The organism is Mycobacterium sp. 2YAF39 (assembly GCF_052114565.1).
Classification (GTDB): domain Bacteria; phylum Actinomycetota; class Actinomycetes; order Mycobacteriales; family Mycobacteriaceae; genus Mycobacterium.
In genome coordinates this window covers 82529-101176 of record NZ_JBFREZ010000003.1, presented here as the reverse complement: position 1 = coordinate 101176, position 18648 = coordinate 82529, and the positions used below count along the sequence as shown (strand labels likewise).

Below are 18648 nucleotides of genomic sequence, written 5' to 3'. Positions count from 1 at the left end.
TTTCGTCAGAGCAGCGAGACGGTGACCTCGCCGCCGTTCGGATCGGCGTTATCCACCAGCGACCACGGTGCGCGGTAGACCCTGCCCGGCGCGGCGGGCCACGGCGTGCGTTTGGTCGCCAGTGTCCTTCCGTCCTGTACCGCACGCAGCCTCGGGACTCGCCGGTACTCGTCGACCCAGAACAACATGTCGCCACGCGGTGCCGCGCCTGCTCCGGGAGAGATGAGCTGCGGGGCAACCCATCTGAGGGGTTCTGCGGGGTGGATTCGGACGGATTTGGCGGGCTCCTCCCGCTGCCGCAGCCACGTGCTCACCGCGCCTGCCACGTGGCGACCGTCGAGCGCCGCGCCATCGGCCGTATCGACGGGATGCAGCAGATTGCCGACCGCGAACACGCCTGCACGGCTGGTGCGCAGCGATGCGTCGACGAGCGGACCGCGGGTCCCGGCGTCCATGTCGAGGCCGCCGGTGCGTGCCAGTTCGTGGTCTGGAATCCAGTCGCCGGTGAACACGACGGTGTCGCAGTCGATGGTCTGTCGGGCGCCGGTGTCGATGTTCTCCACCACCGCGGCACGCACCCGATCCTTGCCCCGGATGTCGACGACCCGGCTTCGGGTGAGCACCGGGCCATCCATCAGCAACCGGCCGGGTAGCCGGAAGGCCGCATACGCTTCTGCGCGAGGATAAGCGCTGACCATTGCGACTGTGGCGCAGCCGGATTCACGCAGGGTCAACACCGCCGACCAGCTGACCAGTTCGGCGCCGACGATCACAGCCCGGCTGCCGACCTTTGCGTGATGCAGGTGCACGAGGTTCTGCAGCTGCCCGGTGGTGTACACGCCGTCGGGCCGGTCACCGGGTACCAGACGTGCGGGCCTCGGCCTCTCCCGCGCCCCGGTCGCCAATACGATCGCTTCGGCGGTCACGGTGCGGACGCCGCGCGGCGAGGTGATCAGCAGCGCCCTTTCACCGGCCCAGCCGGTGACCATCGCCTCGGTCTCCAGCGTCACGCCCGCCTCCTGCGCCGTGACAGTCAGCCGCCTGGCGTACGCGGGGCCGGAGATGAACCGTTTGAGATCTCGGATGCCGTAGCCGAGATGGTCGCTGTGGCGCGGGATTCCACCGGTTTCGGCTTCGCGCTCGATGACCAGGACTTCGCCGTCGATCCGTCCCGCCGCGGCGGCGGCCGCCGTCAGACCCGACGGTCCGCCCCCGACGATCGCCACGGCGACATGCTGTTCGGTCACTGCGGACCGCCCCGCGCGTCGAGGAGTGCGCGGGTGTGCGCTCCGCAGTAGAACCCCTGACAACGGCCGTTCATCACCCGGGTGCGCCTGCGCAGCCCGTCGAGGTCGACCGGCGGCACGGGGGAGGCGAACGCGTCGCGGATCTCGCCTGCGGTCACCCGTTCGCAGAAGCAGACGATGCGGCCGTACTCGGCGTCGGCGGCGATACGTTCCGGATCCTCGTACGGCCGGATGCCGACGTGCTCCCCGAGATTCGGCATTCTCGGCGGCGCAGGCAGATTCGCACGCGGAGTCACGTCGACGCCTGCGCTCCCGAGAAGTTCGCTCACGTATTCGCCAATGGCCATCCCTGAGGTCAACCCGGTGGAGCGAATACTGCCGACCAGTACATAGCGAGACGCCGCGTCGATATCGATCAGGTAGTCGCTGTGCTCGGTCGCCGCGCGCAGGCCGGCGTAGGTGGCGGTGACCTCCTCGTCGAACAGCGACGGCATCAGCGCGCGGCCCTTGGACACCAGGAACTCGAAGCCATCTTCCGAAGTGCCTGTGGCGGTGCGGTCTTCGAGGTTCTCCGACGTCGGCCCGACCATCACATTGCCGTAGATCGTCGGGCTGACCAAGACGCCCTTGCCCCGCGACGACGGCACCGCCAACACGATGACAGGAACCTTCGGCCTGGTCAGCTTGTCGAACACCAGGAGCTCACCACGCCGCGGTGTGACGGTGAAGCGGTGGTGGCCGAATTCGGCATCCAGATAGTCCGAGCCGAGCCCCGCCGCGTTGACGACCCAGTGTCCGTGGACGTCACCCCGGGTGGTGTGCAACGTGGTGCGCTCCTCGCCGACCACGACTCCGGTGACGCGGGCGCCGCACAGCAGACGCGTGCCGCGTGCCACGGCATCGGTGGCCAGCGCCAGGTTCGTCGTCCAGGTGCAGATGATCGACTCGTCCGGCACGGTCAGCCCGGCCAGCACGCCGGGGCCGAGATCGGGAACCCGGCGATACACCTCATCGGCGGAGACGATCTCGCAGTGGTGGTAGAAGTTTCGCTCGGCTTTTTCCTTCAGTCCGGGAAGGGCGTCCACCTCTTCGTCCGTCCATGCCACCAGGAGGGCCCCCGTGCGCTCGACGGGTATCCCGGTCTGGTCGGCGTACTCGCCGAGCATCTCGTAGCCGCGTGCCACGAGCCGCGACTCGAGTGTTTCGGGCGTCGCGTCGAAGCCGGTGTGCAGCAGTGCGGTGTTGGCCTTGCTGGTGCCGTCGCCGATGTCCTCGCGGGCGTCGACGAGCGTCACCGAAAGGCTGGTGCCCGCCAGTGCCCGCGCGATGGCGCAGCCCACGATTCCGCCGCCGACGACGATCACGTCGGCCACGTCGGGAACAGCACTCATCTGGACGTCGTCTCCCTCTGTGCCAGAACGGATTCTGCCGCTCGCTTCCATCGCGAGAGGAATTCGGCTGCGCGTTCGTCGGACCACACCGGTTCGTAGGTGTGCTTCGGTGTCCAGTCGCCTATCGCCGCCGTGACGTCGGTGGTCGGGTTGAGCGCCAGCCGCGCGCATGCAGCGGCGCCCAGTGCGGTGGCGTGCAGCGACGGGTAGACGTCGACCGGGATGCGGGCCAGATCTGCCTGCGCTTGCATCAGCACCGCCGACTGCGTGAGACCGCCGTCAACCCGCAGCCGGGTCAGCCGCTGCCCCAGATCTGTCGCGACGAGATCGGCCAGCGCGGCGACCTGCGCGGCGATGCCCTCCAATAGTGCGCGGACCAAATGCCCGCGACCGCTCGACAACGTCATCCCGCTGAACGACGCCGTCGCGGCGGAGTTCCACCACGGCGCGGCCAGCCCGGCCAGAGCCGGCACGCACAGCACACCGTCGCTGGAACCGGTTGCCACCGTGTCGATCTGATCGGCCGCGGGGATGAGCCCGAGATCCACCGCCCATCGCACCGCCGACGCCGCCGTGTAGACCTGTCCGTCGACGCAGTACGACGTGCGCTCGCGCAGCTGCCACGCCACGGAGGTGGTCAAGCCGGAGGTCGATCGCGCCGGGTTGCCACCGAGTTGGGCCAGCAGGAAGGCGCCCGTGCCGAACGTGCACTTGGCGTCGCCGGGGGTCAGGCAACTCTCGGCGAGCAGTGCGGCCTGCTGGTCGACGATGAGGCCGGCGACCGGAATCGTCGGCCCGAATGCGTCGGTGTCGCCGACGATCTCGTCGCTGCCGACGATCTCGGGCAGCTGTTCGTCGGCGAGGCCGAAGAGCCCGAGCAGTTCGGTGTCCCATGTGGCGGAGTCGAGGTCGAGCAATAGTGAACGACTGGCGGTCGACGTGTCGGTGACGAATGCACCGCACAGCCGGTGCACGAGCCAGGTGTCAGTGGTGGTGACCACACCCGCGGTGGTCAGGTTCGCGCGGATCCATGCCATCTTCGGCGCGGAGAAATAGGGATCGAGCACCAGGCCGGTGCGTTGCGCGACAGAATCCGCGGACGCCGACAGCCCGGCACAGATCGTCTCGGCCCGCCGGTCCTGCCAGACGACGGCGGGCGTCAACGGGCGACCGGTACCGCGGTCCCACGCGAGCACCGTCTCACCCTGGTTGGCCAGCGCCACCGCGGACACGCCGACGCCCGCCTCCGCCAAGGCTTGTCGTCCGGCGGACACGACGGAGTCGAACAACGCCTCGGGGTCCTGTTCGACGCCGCCGTCCGGGAGGTATTCGGGCCGCACCGCCACCTCGGCGATCGACACCACCCGCCCGGCCTCGTCGGCCACGATGGCCTTCGTGCCCGACGTGCCCTGGTCGATCGCCAGAAAGTGCTGCATCAGTCGATCCCCCGTCAATCTCTGGTCGCTTCCGCCCCAATCTCGGCATCGATGGACTGCATTCCTGGCATCGTCAACCCGCCCTTGCCGCGGGTGGCGAGCAGGTATCCGAGGTAGCACGCACCGACGATGACCATGACAATGACGTACGCCCAAGCTTCCTTGAAACTCGAGTCCCGGAACAGCGCGAGCTCGAATACCAGCCACACCACCGCGACCACCAGGATCGGGATCTCCCAGGCGCCGAGGTTGAACTTGTCGCTCACCGGAAGCGACTTGCGCTTGATCAAATACAGCACCACCGTCGACGCGTACATCACCGCGGGCAGCAGCGTGGCGGCACCGAACAGTGTGAACAATGCGGTCTCCGAATGCGAGAAGATCGCCAGAATGAGTTCGGCGAGAACGACGTACACGATCGTCGCCTTCAGCGGTGTGTGGAACTTCGGCGAGATCTGGCTCCACTGCTGCCAACCCGGGAAGCGCTCGTCGCGCGACATCGCCCAGGTCAGCCGCACACCGGTCATCATGATGACCAGCCCGCAGGCGAAGATCGCCAATACCACCATCAGCAGGAGAAGCGTCGCGACCGCCGACCCGAGTGTCTTGTCGATGACGTCGGCGATCGGCGTGCCCGATTCGGCCAGCGCCACCGGGTCGCCCGCGGCCAGCGTCACCGCGACGATGAAGATGAATCCGAGCACACCCGACGCCAGCACGGCCTGCCACATCGCGCGCGGCACAACACGTTCGGGGTCGTTGGTTTCCTCGGCCAGGTTGGCCGCCGACTCGAAACCGACGATGGTGAAGGCGCCGAGCAGGAAGCCGAGCATCCAGGGACCGGCCGACGTCAGATCGCCGAAACTCCAGTACCCCTCGGTCGGGACGGCGCCCTTGCTCCACAAGTTCGAGAAGTCCATGTCGCCGCGCACCGCGGCCACGATCAGCAGCAGCACGGTCAACGTGACCATGCCGATCAGTTCCAGGGAGACGAAGGTGTTGTTCACCCGCTCCGCCCACGGCGTCGACATCCCGACCAGCAGAGCCTGGAGCAACAGCACCAGACCGGTGACTATCCATGCGATTGTCGCCGTGCCCTCGTAATTGAGCAGCACCGGGAAGATCGTCGACGCGATCGTGTAGTCCACCGCGACGACGACGATGGCCAGGAACGTGAACGAGATCCAGCCCAGGATCCAGCCGAGGATCGGGTTGGCCAGCCGCGACATCCATTGGTAGTGGTATCCGGTCACCGGGATGCGGGCGGCCAGCGCGCCGAGCACAAACGCCACCGCGAGCTGTCCGACAACGGCGATCGGCCAGGTCCAGATGCCGACCGGACCCGACGAGTTCAGCACCGCCCCATAGGTGGTGAAGATGCCGGTGGCGATCGACACGAACGCGAACGCCACGGCGAACGACGCGAACTTGCCGGTGCGCCGCTCCAGCGCCTGCTTGTACCCGAATTTCTCCAGGTCAGCGGCGTCGCTACCGGACGGAAGGTGCGGACTCGTCATCATTCCTCCAGTGGTATAGACCATGTGGTTGAACCGAGTATGGGTGTGAGGTGGGTCATCGTCAACCCCGATCACGAAGTGTTTACAAACCGATGGCATAGACCACCTGGTTCACTCGGACGGCTACTCTGCAGCCATGTCTCCCGCGGCTCGGAACGGCCCGCCTGCCACCCCGAGATACTTGGCGATCGCGGCGCTCATGCGCGACCACATCTCCACTGAGCAGCTAGGACCTCATGCACTGCTGCCCTCGGAGCGGGAACTGGCCGAACAGCACGGCGTCAGCCGGATGACCGCGCGCCAGGCACTCTCATTGCTCGAGAGCGAAGGCGTGGTCTACCGCAAGCCGCCACGCGGGACGTTCGTCGCGGAACCCCGCGTGCGGTTTCACATCGGCAGCTTCTCCGAGGAGGTGTCCCGGCTGGGCCGTCGGCCGGCCGCACGCCTGCTGTGGGCCGAACACCAGCACCCGACGCCCGCGGTGCGTTTTGCGCTCGGACTCGACGACCAGGCGATGGTCAACGTCTTTCACCGGCTTCGAACGGTCGATGACGTCCCGTTCGCGCTGGAGACGACGTTTCTGCCCGCTGACCTGACCCCTGGGATTCTCGACCACTCCGACGACGGTTCGCTGTGGGCCGTGCTGCGGGACCGGTACGGCATCGACCTGGCCAAGTCGACGGCGGTGCTGGAATCGATCGTGCTCGACGACGCGTCCGGCAAACAGCTGGGTGTACGCGCCGGATCGGCAGGCACCCTGCTCACCCGCCGGACCGAGGACAGCGTGGGTCGCTGTGTGGAGTACGCCCGCGACGTCTACCGCGCCGACCGAGCTTCCTTCGAGGTTTCCGAAATGCTCGGAGCGCACCGGCTCTCGGCCGTCTAGGTGCGATAACGCTCCCGTAAGCTGGCTGATCGTGGCTTCTCGACGCAGGGTGGGCGTGATGGGCGGGACATTCGATCCCGTCCACAACGGCCACCTGGTCGCGGCCAGCGAGGTTGCCGACCTATTCGAACTCGACGAGGTGGTTTTCGTTCCCACCGGCCAGCCCTGGCAGAAGCACCATCGCCACGTGACCGCCGCCGAGGACCGCTATCTGATGACCGTGATCGCCACCGCCTCCAATCCACGGTTCAGTGTGAGTCGATTGGATATTGATCGAGGTGGCCCGACCTACACCAAGGACACGTTGCGAGACCTGCGTGCGCTCAACCCCGACGCCGACCTGTACTTCATCACCGGAGCCGACGCGCTGGCGTCGATTCTGTCGTGGCAGAACTGGGAGGACATGTTCTCCATCGCCAAATTCGTCGGCGTCAGCAGGCCGGGCTACGAGCTCGATGGCCAGCACATCAAGGCCGCCATGGCCGAGCTGCCCCCCGAGGCGCTCAGCCTCGTGGAAGTGCCCGCACTGGCGATCTCGTCGACCGACTGCCGCAAGCGCGCCGGGAAGAACAGGCCCATCTGGTATCTCGTACCCGACGGTGTCGTTCAGTACGTGACCAAACGCAAGCTCTACGAAGACAATTCGATCTCACAAAAGGAGCGCACGCGATGAGCGCATCCGAGGAGGCGATCGGCATGGCCACGATCGCGGCGCGGGCAGCGGCCGAGAAGCTGGCCACCGACGTCGTCGTGATCGACGTTTCCGGACAGCTGGTCATCACCGACTGCTTCGTCATCGCATCCGCGTCCAACGAGCGGCAGGTCAATGCGATCGTCGACGAGGTCGAGGAGAAGATGCGGCTCGAGGGGCACAAGCCGGCGCGGCGGGAAGGCGGCCGCGAGGGGCGATGGACGCTGCTCGACTACGTCGACATCGTCGTGCACATTCAGCATCAGGACGAGCGCAACTTCTATGCGCTGGACCGGCTGTGGCGTGACTGCCCCGTCGTCGCGGTGGAGCTGGATGGCGATGAGCCGCTTGCGCGAGGAGCGGAGGATTCCGAGTCGTGAGGGTCCGGCACCTGGTCATGCTGCGTCACGGGCAGACCGAGTACAACGCAGGCAGCCGCATGCAGGGCCAGCTGGACACCGACCTGTCCGACCTCGGCCGGGATCAGGCCGTCGCCGCGGCCGAGGTGCTGGCCAAGCGCCAGCCGCTGCGCATCGTGTCCTCGGACCTCCGGCGGGCGCTGGACACCGCGGTCAGTCTTGGGGAGCGCGCCGGAATGCCGGTGGGGGTGGACGTCCGACTGCGGGAGACGCACCTCGGTGACTGGCAGGGGATGACGCATCTCGAGGTCGACGCCGCGGCACCCGGCGCCCGTCTCGCGTGGCGCGAGAACGCCCGATGGGCGCCACACGGGGGAGAGAGCCGGGTGGACGTCGCCGCGCGCAGCATGCCGCTGGTGCAAGAACTTCTCGCCGAACAGGCGGATTGGGGCGTCGATGAACCGGATCGCCCCGTTGTGCTCGTCACGCACGGCGGTCTGATCGCTGCGTTGACCGCAGCGCTGCTCGGCCTTCCCGTGGAGAACTGGCCGATACTCGGCGGAATGGGTAACTGCAGCTGGGTGCAGTTGTCCGCGCACAGTGAGGTCGACGCCGCACATGCGGACATCCGTTGGCGGCTCGACGTCTGGAACGCCTCGGCCCAGGTTGCCAACGATGTCCTCTGATCCCAGACCCACATTGCTGCTGTTCTGTGATTCGCTGTCCTACTACGGCCCGACCGGCGGGCTGCCGTCCGACGATCCGCGGATATGGCCCAATATCGTTGCCGCGCAACTGGGCTGGGATGTCGAGATCATCGGGCGGATCGGCTGGACATGCCGCGACGTCTGGTGGGCCGCGACCCAGGACCCGCGGGCGTGGGCGGCGCTGCCGCGGGCCGGTGCGGTGGTGTTCGCGACCGGCGGGATGGATTCGCTGCCGTCGCCGCTGCCGACCGCGCTTCGGGAGTTGATCCGATATGTCCGTCCGGCGTGGCTTCGACGTTGGGCGCGCGACGGGTACGGCTGGCTGCAGCCTCGACTGTCGCCGGTGTCCCGTGCGGCGCTGCCACCGCATGTGTCGGTGGAATACCTCGAGATGACCCGTGGCGCCATCGATTTCAACCGTCCAGGCATACCCGTCGTGGCGTCGTTGCCGTCGGTGCACATTGCGCAGACCTACGGAAAGGCGCACCGCGGTCGCGAGGGCACGGTGAAAGCGATCACTGCGTGGGCGGCCGAACAGGGCATCCCACTGGTCGACCTGAAGGCCGCCGTCGGTGAAGAGGTCATGAGCGGGCGGGGCAATCCCGACGGTATCCACTGGAATTTCGAAGCCCACCAGGCTGTAGCCGACCTGATGCTCAAGGCGCTCGCCGAGGCAGGCGTGCCATGTCGGTGATCGTCGTGACGGACTCGTCGGCCCGGCTACAGACGGATGAGTTGAAGCAGTGGAACATTCGCGAGGTACCGCTGCACGTCCTCGTCGACGGCGATGATCTGCGTGACGGGGTCGACGAGGTGCCCTACGACGTGCACGATCGGCCGCGCGTGACGACGTCAGGCGCTGCGCCGGGCGCGCTGATCGAGATCTATCAGCAGGCGCTGGCGGACAGCGAGGGCGACGGCGTCGTCGCGGTTCACATCTCGGCGGCGTTGTCGAGCACGTTCAGCACGGCGGTGCAGGCCGCGCGCGAGTTCGGTTCTTCGGTTCGTGTCGTCAATTCGCGTTCAGCGGCAATGGGTGTCGGGTTCGTCGCACGCGCCGCCGCAGAGGCTGCGTCGACGGGCGCGGATCTCGATACCGTTGAGGCCGCGGCACGTTCGGCGGTGCCGCGCACCCACGCGTTCATCGTCGTCCACCGCCTGGACAATCTGCGGCGAAGCGGTCGAATCGGCACGGCCGCATCGTGGCTGGGCACGGCGCTGTCACTGAAGCCGTTGCTGTGTCTGGACGTGGACGGCCGACTGGTGCTGGATCAGCGGATCCGCACGATCACCAAGGCGCACGCGGCATTGGTCGACCGGGTCGCAGAGGTTGTCGGTGGGCGTAGCGCGAGCATCGCGATCCACCACGTCGACAACCACGACGGCGCCGACGAAATGGGCGCCGCCCTGACGACCCGCTTGCCGCAGATCGAATCGCTCACCGTGGCCGATATGGGACCGGTGCTGTCGATCCATCTGGGTGCCGGCGCTATCGGCGTGGTCGTTCAGACCGCTTCGGACACTTCCGATACCGAGAGCTAGGCCCTTGCCACCCGCCCGGTGACCGGCGGCAGGTCGGCCAGCGTGACGATGCCCGGTTCGGCCGCGACGACGGCGGGCACGGCGTTGGTCACCGGCATTGCGGTGTAGATCATGCCGAGGCCCATGAAGCCGGGTTCGGTCCAGTCCTTGGGCGGCAGGCAGTGCAGCACCGTGCGCATGTTGGGCAGGCCGAACACCTGGATGACGTGACCGTGTTCGAGCGGCTTGGGCGGGGTGACGTGGCTGCCCATGATCCAGTTGAATCCCACGCTGACGACGTTCTTCTCACCTACCCATCCGCGGTGATAGCCCATCACACCACCGACGGTGCCCGCGGGGATCTGCATGAAGCCCAGGTCGCTGTCGCCGGTGGCGGCCGTGAACGTCACGTCGAACGTCAACTTGTCGAGCTTGGCGCCGATGGCGTCGGCCATCATCGCGGCGGATTCGGCGAACACCTCGCTCTCACGGCGCACGCTCTCGGCCAGACCGGGGGTGTCGGGATCCTGCGAGAAACCCATCGCCGCCTGCGTTCCCGCCGATTCGTAGGTCGAGCAGTCCACCGACTCGGTGATGCGGATCTCGTCGACCCGCTCGCAGGAGCCGGACAGCACCATGCCCACCATGTTGGTCATCCCGGGATGTGCCCCGTTGCCGAAAATGGTGGATTTGCCCTTCTCGCAAGCCTTCCGGATGCGATCCAGGTCCTCGGGCGACTGCTTGCCGCCGGTGATCCACGCGGCGCTCGAGCACACGTTCACACCGGCTTCGAGCAGCCGGACCAGTTCATCGATGCTGGGCCACAACGGGTTGTAGCAGCAGGCGTCGGGCTTCAGCGCGATGAGCGCGTCGATGTCACTGGTGGCTTTCACACCGGTCGGTTCGGGCCAGCCGGCGAGCTCCGCGGCGTCGATGCCGACCTTGTCCGCACCGTGGGCGTACACGCCGACGAGTTCCATGTCGTCGCGGCCGATGATCGCGTGCAATGACCGTGTGCCGATGTTGCCGGTGGTCCATTGGATGACGCGAAGGGGCCGCTCGAGGGTCGTCATGCGAAGCACGTTACATGTGGGTTCCGCCGTCGACACGCACCTCGGTGCCGGTGACGAAATAGGCATCGGAGGAGGCGAGCATCGCCACCACGGCGGCGACGGCGTCCGGCTTGGCGAACATCCCGCCGCCGTCGACAGGCAGGGTCGGCATGATCTTGCCGAACAGCGAGAAGTCGGCGTCGGCGGGCAGCCCCGGACCGATGCTCTGTTTGGATTCGCCGATGCCGTCGGTCATTCCGGAGGATATGGAGCCGGGCTGCACCGAATTGAACCGGATCTTCTCCTTGGCGAACTCCAGTGCGAGGGTGTGGGTCATCGCCTGGATGCCGCCCTTGGAAGCCGCATAGGCGGACATGTAGGGATGAGCGAACGCCGCGGACGTGGAGCTGAAATTCACCACGGCGGGGTCGGTGCCGTTGCGCAACGCCGGAATGACCTCCCGCGTCATCAGGAAGGTGCCGATCAGGTTGATCCGTAGCACCTGTTCGAAGTCGGCGAGGGTGGTCTCGAGAAAATGCACCGACCGCAATATCCCCGCGGCGTTGACAAGGGCGTCGAGACCGCCAAGGGCCTCGACGGCCTGTGCCACGCCCTGCTTGACGGACTCCTCGCTGGCGACGTCGAGGACAACCGTCGTCAGCCGGTCGCGGTTGGGCTCGGCTCTGGCGATGGTGTCCTTCAATCCGGACTCGCTGATGTCCGCTGCGGCCACCCGGCCGCCTTCGTCCAGGATCCGCAGGACGGTTGCCTGCCCGATGCCGGAGCCGCCGCCGGTGATCAGGACGCGACGGTCGGCGTATCGCTCGAGAGATGCCATAGGCAGATACTGCTGGGTCGGACCAGAATTGTCAGCCATCTGACTGACCTCCCTTCGGATGAATGAAGACGCCCTGCGCCTCGACGGTGACCCCCTCGGTACCGGCGATATGGCCGACGGCGAATGTCTTGGCGCCTTCGATCCGCTCGACGTGGGCCAACGCACGCAGCGGCTGTCCCAGGGGTGTGCCGCGGAGGTAGCGCAGTGTCAGAGTGCCGGTAACGGCAGGCTTGCCTGGCTGGTGCGCGGTGGCGCCGAGGACGTGGTCGAGGATCATCGCGCATACCCCGCCGTGGACGTGGCCCGGCGGTCCCTCGTAGGCGGCGCCCAGAAGGAAATCTGAATGCACCGCGCCGTCCGCAGTGTGGTGGATGGCCAGGGGAGGAGCGACGGGATTGCGAAGTCCGATGACGACGTTGCCCCACGCGATCGATTGACCGTCCGGTCCCGTCTGCACGCCAAATGATCCCGGCAACAGCGAATCGCTCAATTGCGCTGTCGCCGAATCGATCTTTTCTGTCGCCGCGGCGACAGCCGCCATATTCACATCGGTCCGGATGGTGGCCTCGATCAGACGGCGCACGGAACGGGTCAGCAATTCGTGAGCGCTGGTCATCGCGTCACCTTCCCCGCCGCCAGCGGTGCCAGCAACACGGTCTCCCGCTCAGCGGTGAACTTGTTCACCGCTGTGACCTGTGTTGTTAGTCTGAAATAGTGAAAGGCAGCGATCAGGAGGGTAAGCCGAATCTCGCGGCGACCAGCTGGGCGCTCCTGGGCATGCTTTCCTACGAATATGAGCTTTCCGGCTATGACATCCGCAAGTGGATCGACTGGAGTATGCGCTTCTTCTACGGAAGCCCGGCTTACAGCCAGATCTATTCCGAACTCAAGAAGCTCGAGCAACTCGGTTTTGTGACGTCGCGCGTCGAGAACGGCAGTGGCACGCGCAATCGCAGGTTGTACAAGATCACCGAAGAGGGCATGGACGCGGTCACGCGGTGGGCGAACGACGCTCCGCTCGATCCACCTGTCCTCAAGCACAGTCCACTGCTACGGGTGACCTTCGGGCACCTCACGAACCCCGTCAGGCTGAGGGAGATCCTGCAAGAGCACCTCGCCTATGCCGACGAAATGCACCGCAGCGCGGCCAAAGACGCGAAGTGGGCCAAGGCCGACGCGTCATGGGCCTATGCGCGCGTCGCGCTGAACTGGGCCGAGCGGTATTACGCCAACGAGCGCGAACTGACTTTGAAAATGATCAAGGAGCTCGACGAGGCAGAAGCCGAGTTCCCGCGGGCCGGCGACGGCGAGCGGACGAAAGTTCCTTGGCCGGCACCGGAATACTGGTACGAGATCGAGAAGAAGGCCGACGCCGACGACGCGTGACTACGACGCAGCGTCACGCGCCGCGATATAGCCGTAGACGAGGCCCTGCGCGATCGTCGCTCCCGCACCGGGATAGGTGGCTCCGAAGGCGTTCGCAGCTGTGTTGCCGATCGCATACAGACCCGCGATGGCGGTGCCGTCTTCGCGTAACACCCGGGCGCGCTCGTCGGCACGCAGACCGCCGCAGGTGCCTAGATCGCTGAGCGTCATCTTGACCGCGTAGAACGGACCCTTGTCGAGCGGTCGCAGATTCGGGTTGGGTGTGATGGTGGGATCGCCGTAGTAACGGTCGTACGCGCTGCGGCCACGACCGAAGTCGGAATCGTCGCCGGCGCGGGCCATCTCGTTGAATCGAGAAACCGTGGCGCCAAACTGCGCCTCGGGCACATTCATCATTCGCGCGAGCTCAGCGAGGTCGTCGGTGCGGTGCGCGACGCCTGCGTCATACCACGACTGGGGCAGGCTCATTCGTGGGAAGCGATCCGCGGCAAAGACGTAACTGTTGCGGTACTGCTGATCGAAAACGATCCACATGGACTCGACGGGGTTGCCGGTGCGCTCCCGCGCGAGCACACACTGGCCAAACGACATGTAATCGCTGGCCTCATTGATGAATCGCTGACCCGTCTGGTCAACGATCAGCGACCCCGGCAGCGATCGCTCGGCGAGCATGACCAGCGGATCGGCGCCCGGCAGCGGCGCGACGGCGGGGAACCACCACGCCTGATCCATGAGATCGATTCCGGCACCGACATCTTGAGCGATCCGGATCGCGTCGCCGGTGTTGGACTCGGCGCCGAGGCTGGCGTGTTCGGCGAGTGATTCAGACTGAAACTTCCACCGCATGTCCATGTTGTGGTCGAAGCCGCCTGCGGACAAGACAATTCCACGTCGTGCGCTGACCGTGACCTCGCGTCCGTCATGGGCGACGACGGCGCCGGTGACCCTGTCACCGTCGGTGATCAGCCGCACCAGCGAGGTCCGCGTCCACACGCCGATGCCTGCACGCAGGACGCCGGCGAACAATCCGGCGGCCAACGCCTGCCCACCCGCGGTATAGCGCCGTCCGAGCATCAGTCCGCCCACACCCTGCGCCAGTCGCTTGACGATGAGCGGCAGGCCTTTTCGGGGTACGCGCGCCATCAGGTTCATCCAGCGATAGTCCGCACTTGTCGTCGGCATCGGGATCGTCGGCTCCATCAATCCCGGGCGCAGAAGCGACCGGTACTGGCCGAGTACCGACGTATTGAACGGCTTGCACTCACACGTCCGCCCGTCGGCGCTTCCGCCGGGTTGCTCGGGGTGGTAGTCGGAGTAGTGGCGCGCCCACGAAAACCGCATGGGCGTGGTGCGTCGCAGCATCTGGACCGTTGCCGCAAGCTGGGTGACGAACTCCGCCGACCGTTGCGGCGGAGCAGTACCGGCGACGACTGAATCCAGGTAGGTGCGCGCCTTCTGCGCGGTATCGCCGGCTCCGTTCTCCTCCAGCACCGGGCTCGCGGGAATCCACAGGGCTCCGCCGGACCGCGCGGTCGAACCGCCGACGTATCGCGATTTCTCGACGATCAGCACTTTCAGCCCGCGCTCGGCGGCCGCCAGTGCGGCGGCCATACCCGTGCCCGACCCCACGACGAGCAGGTCGACGGTGGTGTCGGCCAGCGGCGAGCCGGCGGGGATGGTGGCCTGTTGAGCGGTCGTCACGGCTTTGACAGTAAGGCGGAGAAATCGCGATTGTGCGAGGTTTCCCTCCCAGCGGGACGATCGGCTCCGCAAGCCGTGCAGCCCGAGTAGAACGAGGTCATGACGTTGCAGTCAGATACCGACGAGATCCGGCAGATCGAGGCCGCAGCAGCCCCGACCAGATTCGCCCGCGGCTGGCACTGCCTCGGGCTGACCAGGGACTTCGGCGACGGTGAACCGCACGCGGTGCACGCGTTCGGCGAGAAGCTGGTGGTGTTCCGCAGCGGCGACGGCAAGATCAGCGTGCTCGACGGCTACTGCCGCCACATGGGCGGTGACCTCAGCAAGGGGCAGGTCAAGGGCGACGAGATCGCGTGCCCGTTCCACGACTGGCGGTGGGGCGGCGACGGCCGATGCAAGAAGGTGCCCTACAGCAAGCGGACACCTCGGCTGGCCCGCACCGCGACGTGGACCACCCTCGAACAGGACGGGATGCTGTTCGTGTGGAACGACCCCGAGCGCACGGCGCCGCCCGCCGAGGTCGCCATCCCTCGGATCGAGGGAGCGACCAGCGACGAGTGGACCGACTGGCATTGGTACACCACCGTCGTCAACACCAACTGCCGCGAGATCATCGACAACGTCGTCGACATGGCGCACTTCTTCTACATCCACGGATCGCTGCCGACGCATTTCAAGAACATCTTCGAGGGCCATGTCGCCACGCAGTACATGAACGGTGGCTCGCGCGGCGACATCCCGAATCCCGAGGGACAGCCCCGGCTGCTCGGTACAACCTCGGTTGCGTCGTACTTCGGCCCGTCGTTCATGATCGACGACCTGACCTACCACTTCGAGAACGACGATCAGAAGACCATCCTGATCAACTGCCATTATCCGATCGATGCGAATTCGTTTGTGCTCCAGTACGGCATCATCGTCAAGAAGTCGGAGGCGCTGCCCGGTGATGCGGCGCTGCAAGCGGCGATCGCGCTCGGCGATTGGGTCAAGGTGGGCTTCGAACAGGACGTCGAGATCTGGAAGAACAAGGCGCGCATCGATAATCCGCTGCTGTGCGAGGAAGACGGGCCCGTCTACCAGCTGCGCCGGTGGTACGAGCAGTTCTACGTCGATGCCGCTGAAATCGAGCCGGATATGGTCGACCGTTTTGAATACGAACTCGACACCACGAGCCCGCACGAGGAGTGGATGAAGGTCGTCGAGGCCAACATCGAGGCCAAAGCCGCGAGCTCCGGAACGTCCTGATGGCCGTTCGGTCCGACAACCGACTCGCCGACTCGCCGATGGTGCCGGTGACCTGCAGCCGTTGCGGTGCCTCTGTGTCGGCGCGAAAAAGCACCTGGAACCAGACCAGCGTGCAGTGGAGTGCCGAGGCATCCGCCCGTTGTCTCGAGCGCCGCGACGCGCAGAACCTTGCTGAGCATGCGGAGCGCGGGCTGTTCCTGGCCTGTTCGGCACTGACTGACTCGATTGTCGATGCAGTGCGTCGCGGTGATCTGCCGGTTGTCGACGAAACGGTGCGAGTGACAACGTAATCGTGCGCGCAGCCCCGTCGCCCGTGTCGGGGGTCAGGCGTGCGCACCGCCGTCGACGCGGATCTCGGTGCCGGTGATGAACGCTCCGTCGTCGGAGGCGACCATTGCTACCACGGCCGCGACAGCGCTGGGGTCGCCGAGGATCTCGCTCTCTCTGCCATGCAGCATCGGAGTCTGCTTGGTCCAGAGGCCGAGGTCGTAACCCTCGGGCATCTTGTCGAGGGTGCTGTTGGCCAACGCTGTCGACACCCCGCCGGGCTGGATGTTGACTGCCCGAAGCCCCTGTTTCGAGTACTCCAGCGCCAGCGAGTGGGTGAACGCCATGATGCCACCTTTGCTCGCGGCGTACGCCGCCATGTATGGATGCGCGAAAGTCGCTGCGGTGGAGGTGAAGTTGACCACTACGCCACGTCCGGAGTCGATGAGCGCCGGGAGCGCTGCCCGCGTCATCAGGAACGTGCCCGTCAGGTTGATCGCCAGGGTGGTGTTCCAATCGTGGAGCGTGTGTTCGTGAGTATGGGCACAGAGCTGGATGGCGGCGACGTTGACGAGCACGTCGAGGCCGTCGAGAGTGTTGATTGCGGTCGCGACCTCATTGCCGACGGCGACTTCATCGGAAATATCCAGCACGGTCGTCGTCAACCGCTTGCCTGTACCCGCGTCCTCCGCTGCGGCTGCCGTTGCCGCCAACCCACTTTCCGACACGTCGAAGGCGACGACGGTGCCGCCCTCCTCGAGCAGACGAGCGACGGTGGCCTGCCCGATTCCCGAGCCGGCACCGGTAATGATGATTCGGCGGTCGTCGAACCTCTGCATTGCTTTCGTTCCCTTCAGGCAGGGTGAAGTACGTTGATATCGCCAACTGAGATCTGGACATCGAAGTGGCGGTGGATGATTCGCCAGCCATCGGCTGTTCGGAGGTGTCGGTCGTGGTATGTGCCGATTGCTTCGTACGGGGTCAGGTCAGCCCGCTCGCCTGCCCCGACGTGCAAAACGCGGGCTTTGGTCGACGACTCGGCCGTATCGCCATTGATCGATATCTGGTAGTTGCCGAGAAGGTGTTGCGACGGCCCGCACCCGTCCAGAAAGCTACGGATGGATTCAATGACCGCTGCCCGACCGGTGAGCGTGGCGGCGTAGATGCCTACGGCGTCCGGATGAAATACGTCGGTCAGGCCCGACCAGTCTCGGGCGTCGAGACAGGTCGCATACGCGTTGAGCACATCGACGATCGCTTGGCGCTCACTGCATTCGCAGGTCATCAGCTCTTGCTTTCAGGCCAGCTGGAACGCGCTGATCGGCGCTTCGTCGGGATAAGTCGCCGGGCCTCCGAGATCGTAGGCCGCGTTGAGCGCGCCGATGAAGGCCGGATCGTGCATCGGCTCGCTGGGAACATCGAGTTTGACGCCTTTGCGGCTCAGGTCGTCGACCATCATGTCGATGGCCTTCTCGGCGGTGAGGTCGTCGGAGCCGTCCATGTTCTTCTTCAGTTCGTCGAAGTCGGAGAACACTTCGGCTGACCAGTGCACCAGGAACCGTAACTCGTCGGTGTGGTGGCGGGCGATCACATCGTCACCGTTCGTGAGCAGCCAGTGATCACGATCGGCACCGTCGCCGGTGAAAACCGTGTCAAAGCCCAGACCGGCCGGAATCTGTTGTTCGAGTGGACCGTTTGCTTCCCCACGGTGCACCATCATCTCGTTCTGCACCACCACGCCGCGGTTGTTGATCGGCGGTAGCACCCGCTGCGGCGCCTTCAGCGGACCTTCGGGCCAGTAGGTGAAGCCACTTCCCGTGTCCAGCGAGAACCACGTGATCACTTGAGCCATCTTGATCAGATAGTCGGTGAACAATCCGGATTTGCCCATCACGCTGCACAGCCACGTCGGCGCATTCTCGTGGCGGACACCGCGAAAGCTGGGGGAGTCGAGGTGTCCGGGGTCGCGGTTCGCGCACGGACCGTTGATGTTGAACAGCATCAACTCCGGCTTCGCGTATTGGGCGCCCCAGTAGCCCTTCGCCATGTTCAGGAACCGCTCGTTGTAGAAGCAGTCGTGCAACTCGGGATAGAGCACCGCACCGTAGTTGGCCAGGTACCCGCGGAAAGTGGGGGTAAGGAACAGGTCAAGCGACGGCTCGAAGCCCTCGGGAAACATGCCGCTCATCGTTGCCATCAGTTCATCGGCCGACGCGAAGTGCTGGGCGATGATCAGTTTCCACGGCCCCTCGGTGCGGACGACGTCGAGCAACCGCTCCTTCTGGTCGGCCGTGTACACATTGTCGATCTCCCGTGGCGGCGCGGCGGGCCGCAGCACATCGGAAAGCTCCATTCGCCTCTCGTCCGTGAGCATGTCATCGTCTCCTTACTGACTTCGTTGGCT

At 65.8% G+C, this 18648-nt stretch carries 20 protein-coding genes; 9 read left to right on the top strand and 11 right to left on the bottom strand.

Annotated elements, in window-relative coordinates:
* Positions 1–5: 5 nt before the first annotated feature.
* Genes AB4Z42_RS09875 through AB4Z42_RS09860 form a run of 4 tightly spaced genes read right to left on the bottom strand, consistent with a single transcriptional unit; the run spans position 6 to position 5591 of the window.
* Positions 6–1247: an NAD(P)/FAD-dependent oxidoreductase gene (locus tag AB4Z42_RS09875; protein WP_442008991.1), complete on the bottom strand. Its 1242-nt coding sequence runs from the start codon at positions 1245–1247 to the stop codon at positions 6–8.
* Entirely contained in the window at positions 1244–2638 is a 1395-nt protein-coding gene (locus AB4Z42_RS09870) for an NAD(P)/FAD-dependent oxidoreductase (protein ID WP_442008990.1), read from the bottom strand. The genes AB4Z42_RS09875 and AB4Z42_RS09870 overlap by 4 nt, the downstream gene beginning before the upstream one ends.
* Complete coding sequence (locus AB4Z42_RS09865; RefSeq protein WP_442008989.1) at positions 2635–4074, bottom strand: FGGY family carbohydrate kinase; 1440 nt, start codon at positions 4072–4074, stop codon at positions 2635–2637. The genes AB4Z42_RS09870 and AB4Z42_RS09865 overlap by 4 nt, the downstream gene beginning before the upstream one ends.
* A gap of 14 nt (positions 4075–4088) precedes the next feature.
* Positions 4089–5591 (bottom strand): amino acid permease, encoded by a 1503-nt coding sequence (locus AB4Z42_RS09860; RefSeq protein ID WP_442008988.1) that lies wholly within the window; start codon positions 5589–5591, stop codon positions 4089–4091.
* A 136-nt stretch (positions 5592–5727) separates the two neighbouring features.
* Here AB4Z42_RS09860 and AB4Z42_RS09855 point away from each other — a divergent pair, with 136 nt between their 5' ends.
* Genes AB4Z42_RS09855 through AB4Z42_RS09830 form a run of 6 tightly spaced genes read left to right on the top strand, consistent with a single transcriptional unit; the run spans position 5728 to position 9776 of the window.
* Positions 5728–6477 (top strand): GntR family transcriptional regulator, encoded by a 750-nt coding sequence (locus AB4Z42_RS09855; RefSeq protein WP_442008987.1) that lies wholly within the window; start codon positions 5728–5730, stop codon positions 6475–6477.
* A gap of 49 nt (positions 6478–6526) precedes the next feature.
* A complete protein-coding gene (gene nadD / locus AB4Z42_RS09850) occupies positions 6527–7150 on the top strand; it encodes a nicotinate-nucleotide adenylyltransferase (protein ID WP_442009549.1) in 624 nt (207 codons plus the stop codon).
* Complete coding sequence (rsfS, locus tag AB4Z42_RS09845; protein ID WP_442008986.1) at positions 7147–7548, top strand: ribosome silencing factor; 402 nt, start codon at positions 7147–7149, stop codon at positions 7546–7548. The genes nadD and rsfS overlap by 4 nt, the downstream gene beginning before the upstream one ends.
* Positions 7545–8213 (top strand): glucosyl-3-phosphoglycerate phosphatase, encoded by a 669-nt coding sequence (gene gpgP / locus AB4Z42_RS09840; protein WP_442008985.1) that lies wholly within the window; start codon positions 7545–7547, stop codon positions 8211–8213. Before rsfS ends, gpgP begins: the two co-directional genes overlap by 4 nt.
* A complete protein-coding gene (octT, locus tag AB4Z42_RS09835) occupies positions 8203–8928 on the top strand; it encodes a diglucosylglycerate octanoyltransferase (RefSeq protein WP_442008984.1) in 726 nt (241 codons plus the stop codon). The genes gpgP and octT overlap by 11 nt, the downstream gene beginning before the upstream one ends.
* Complete coding sequence (locus tag AB4Z42_RS09830) at positions 8919–9776, top strand: DegV family protein (RefSeq protein ID WP_442008983.1); 858 nt, start codon at positions 8919–8921, stop codon at positions 9774–9776. Before octT ends, AB4Z42_RS09830 begins: the two co-directional genes overlap by 10 nt.
* On the opposite strand, the gene AB4Z42_RS09825 is transcribed toward AB4Z42_RS09830, so the two are convergent.
* From AB4Z42_RS09825 to AB4Z42_RS09815, 3 genes are read right to left on the bottom strand one after another with little or no spacing between them, the layout of a single operon-like run.
* On the bottom strand, positions 9773–10828 hold the full coding sequence (locus tag AB4Z42_RS09825) for an NAD(P)H-dependent amine dehydrogenase family protein (RefSeq protein ID WP_442008982.1): 1056 nt from the start codon (positions 10826–10828) through the stop codon (positions 9773–9775). The genes AB4Z42_RS09830 and AB4Z42_RS09825 overlap by 4 nt on opposite strands.
* A gap of 10 nt (positions 10829–10838) precedes the next feature.
* Positions 10839–11645, bottom strand: a complete 807-nt coding sequence (locus AB4Z42_RS09820; RefSeq protein ID WP_442009548.1) for an SDR family NAD(P)-dependent oxidoreductase — start codon at positions 11643–11645, stop codon at positions 10839–10841.
* Between the two features lie 31 nt (positions 11646–11676).
* Positions 11677–12261: a PaaI family thioesterase gene (locus tag AB4Z42_RS09815; RefSeq protein WP_442008981.1), complete on the bottom strand. Its 585-nt coding sequence runs from the start codon at positions 12259–12261 to the stop codon at positions 11677–11679.
* Positions 12262–12359: 98 nt separating this feature from the next.
* On the opposite strand from AB4Z42_RS09815, the gene AB4Z42_RS09810 reads away from it, so the two are divergent.
* Complete coding sequence (locus AB4Z42_RS09810; protein WP_442008980.1) at positions 12360–13031, top strand: PadR family transcriptional regulator; 672 nt, start codon at positions 12360–12362, stop codon at positions 13029–13031.
* On the opposite strand, the gene AB4Z42_RS09805 is transcribed toward AB4Z42_RS09810, so the two are convergent.
* Positions 13032–14732 carry a 3-ketosteroid-delta-1-dehydrogenase gene (locus AB4Z42_RS09805; RefSeq protein ID WP_442008979.1) on the bottom strand — a complete coding sequence of 567 codons (1701 nt, stop codon included), beginning with the start codon at positions 14730–14732 and terminating at the stop codon, positions 13032–13034. It lies immediately after the preceding gene.
* Positions 14733–14831: 99 nt separating this feature from the next.
* On the opposite strand from AB4Z42_RS09805, the gene AB4Z42_RS09800 reads away from it, so the two are divergent.
* Both AB4Z42_RS09800 and AB4Z42_RS09795 read left to right on the top strand, forming a co-directional pair.
* Positions 14832–15977 carry a Rieske 2Fe-2S domain-containing protein gene (locus AB4Z42_RS09800; protein ID WP_442008978.1) on the top strand — a complete coding sequence of 382 codons (1146 nt, stop codon included), beginning with the start codon at positions 14832–14834 and terminating at the stop codon, positions 15975–15977.
* The gene (locus AB4Z42_RS09795; RefSeq protein WP_442008977.1) at positions 15977–16267 is read left to right on the top strand and encodes a ferredoxin; all 291 of its coding nucleotides are present in this window, start codon (positions 15977–15979) and stop codon (positions 16265–16267) included. Before AB4Z42_RS09800 ends, AB4Z42_RS09795 begins: the two co-directional genes overlap by 1 nt.
* 33 nt (positions 16268–16300) lie before the next feature.
* Here the strand turns inward: AB4Z42_RS09795 and AB4Z42_RS09790 are convergent, their stop codons facing one another.
* The 3 genes from AB4Z42_RS09790 to AB4Z42_RS09780 are packed head-to-tail and all read right to left on the bottom strand — an operon-like array spanning position 16301 to position 18618.
* Positions 16301–17083 carry an SDR family NAD(P)-dependent oxidoreductase gene (locus AB4Z42_RS09790; protein ID WP_442008976.1) on the bottom strand — a complete coding sequence of 261 codons (783 nt, stop codon included), beginning with the start codon at positions 17081–17083 and terminating at the stop codon, positions 16301–16303.
* Between the two features lie 14 nt (positions 17084–17097).
* The gene (locus AB4Z42_RS09785) at positions 17098–17529 is read right to left on the bottom strand and encodes a nuclear transport factor 2 family protein (protein WP_442008975.1); all 432 of its coding nucleotides are present in this window, start codon (positions 17527–17529) and stop codon (positions 17098–17100) included.
* A 12-nt stretch (positions 17530–17541) separates the two neighbouring features.
* Positions 17542–18618 carry a hypothetical protein gene (locus tag AB4Z42_RS09780; protein WP_442008974.1) on the bottom strand — a complete coding sequence of 359 codons (1077 nt, stop codon included), beginning with the start codon at positions 18616–18618 and terminating at the stop codon, positions 17542–17544.
* Positions 18619–18648 lie beyond the last annotated feature (30 nt).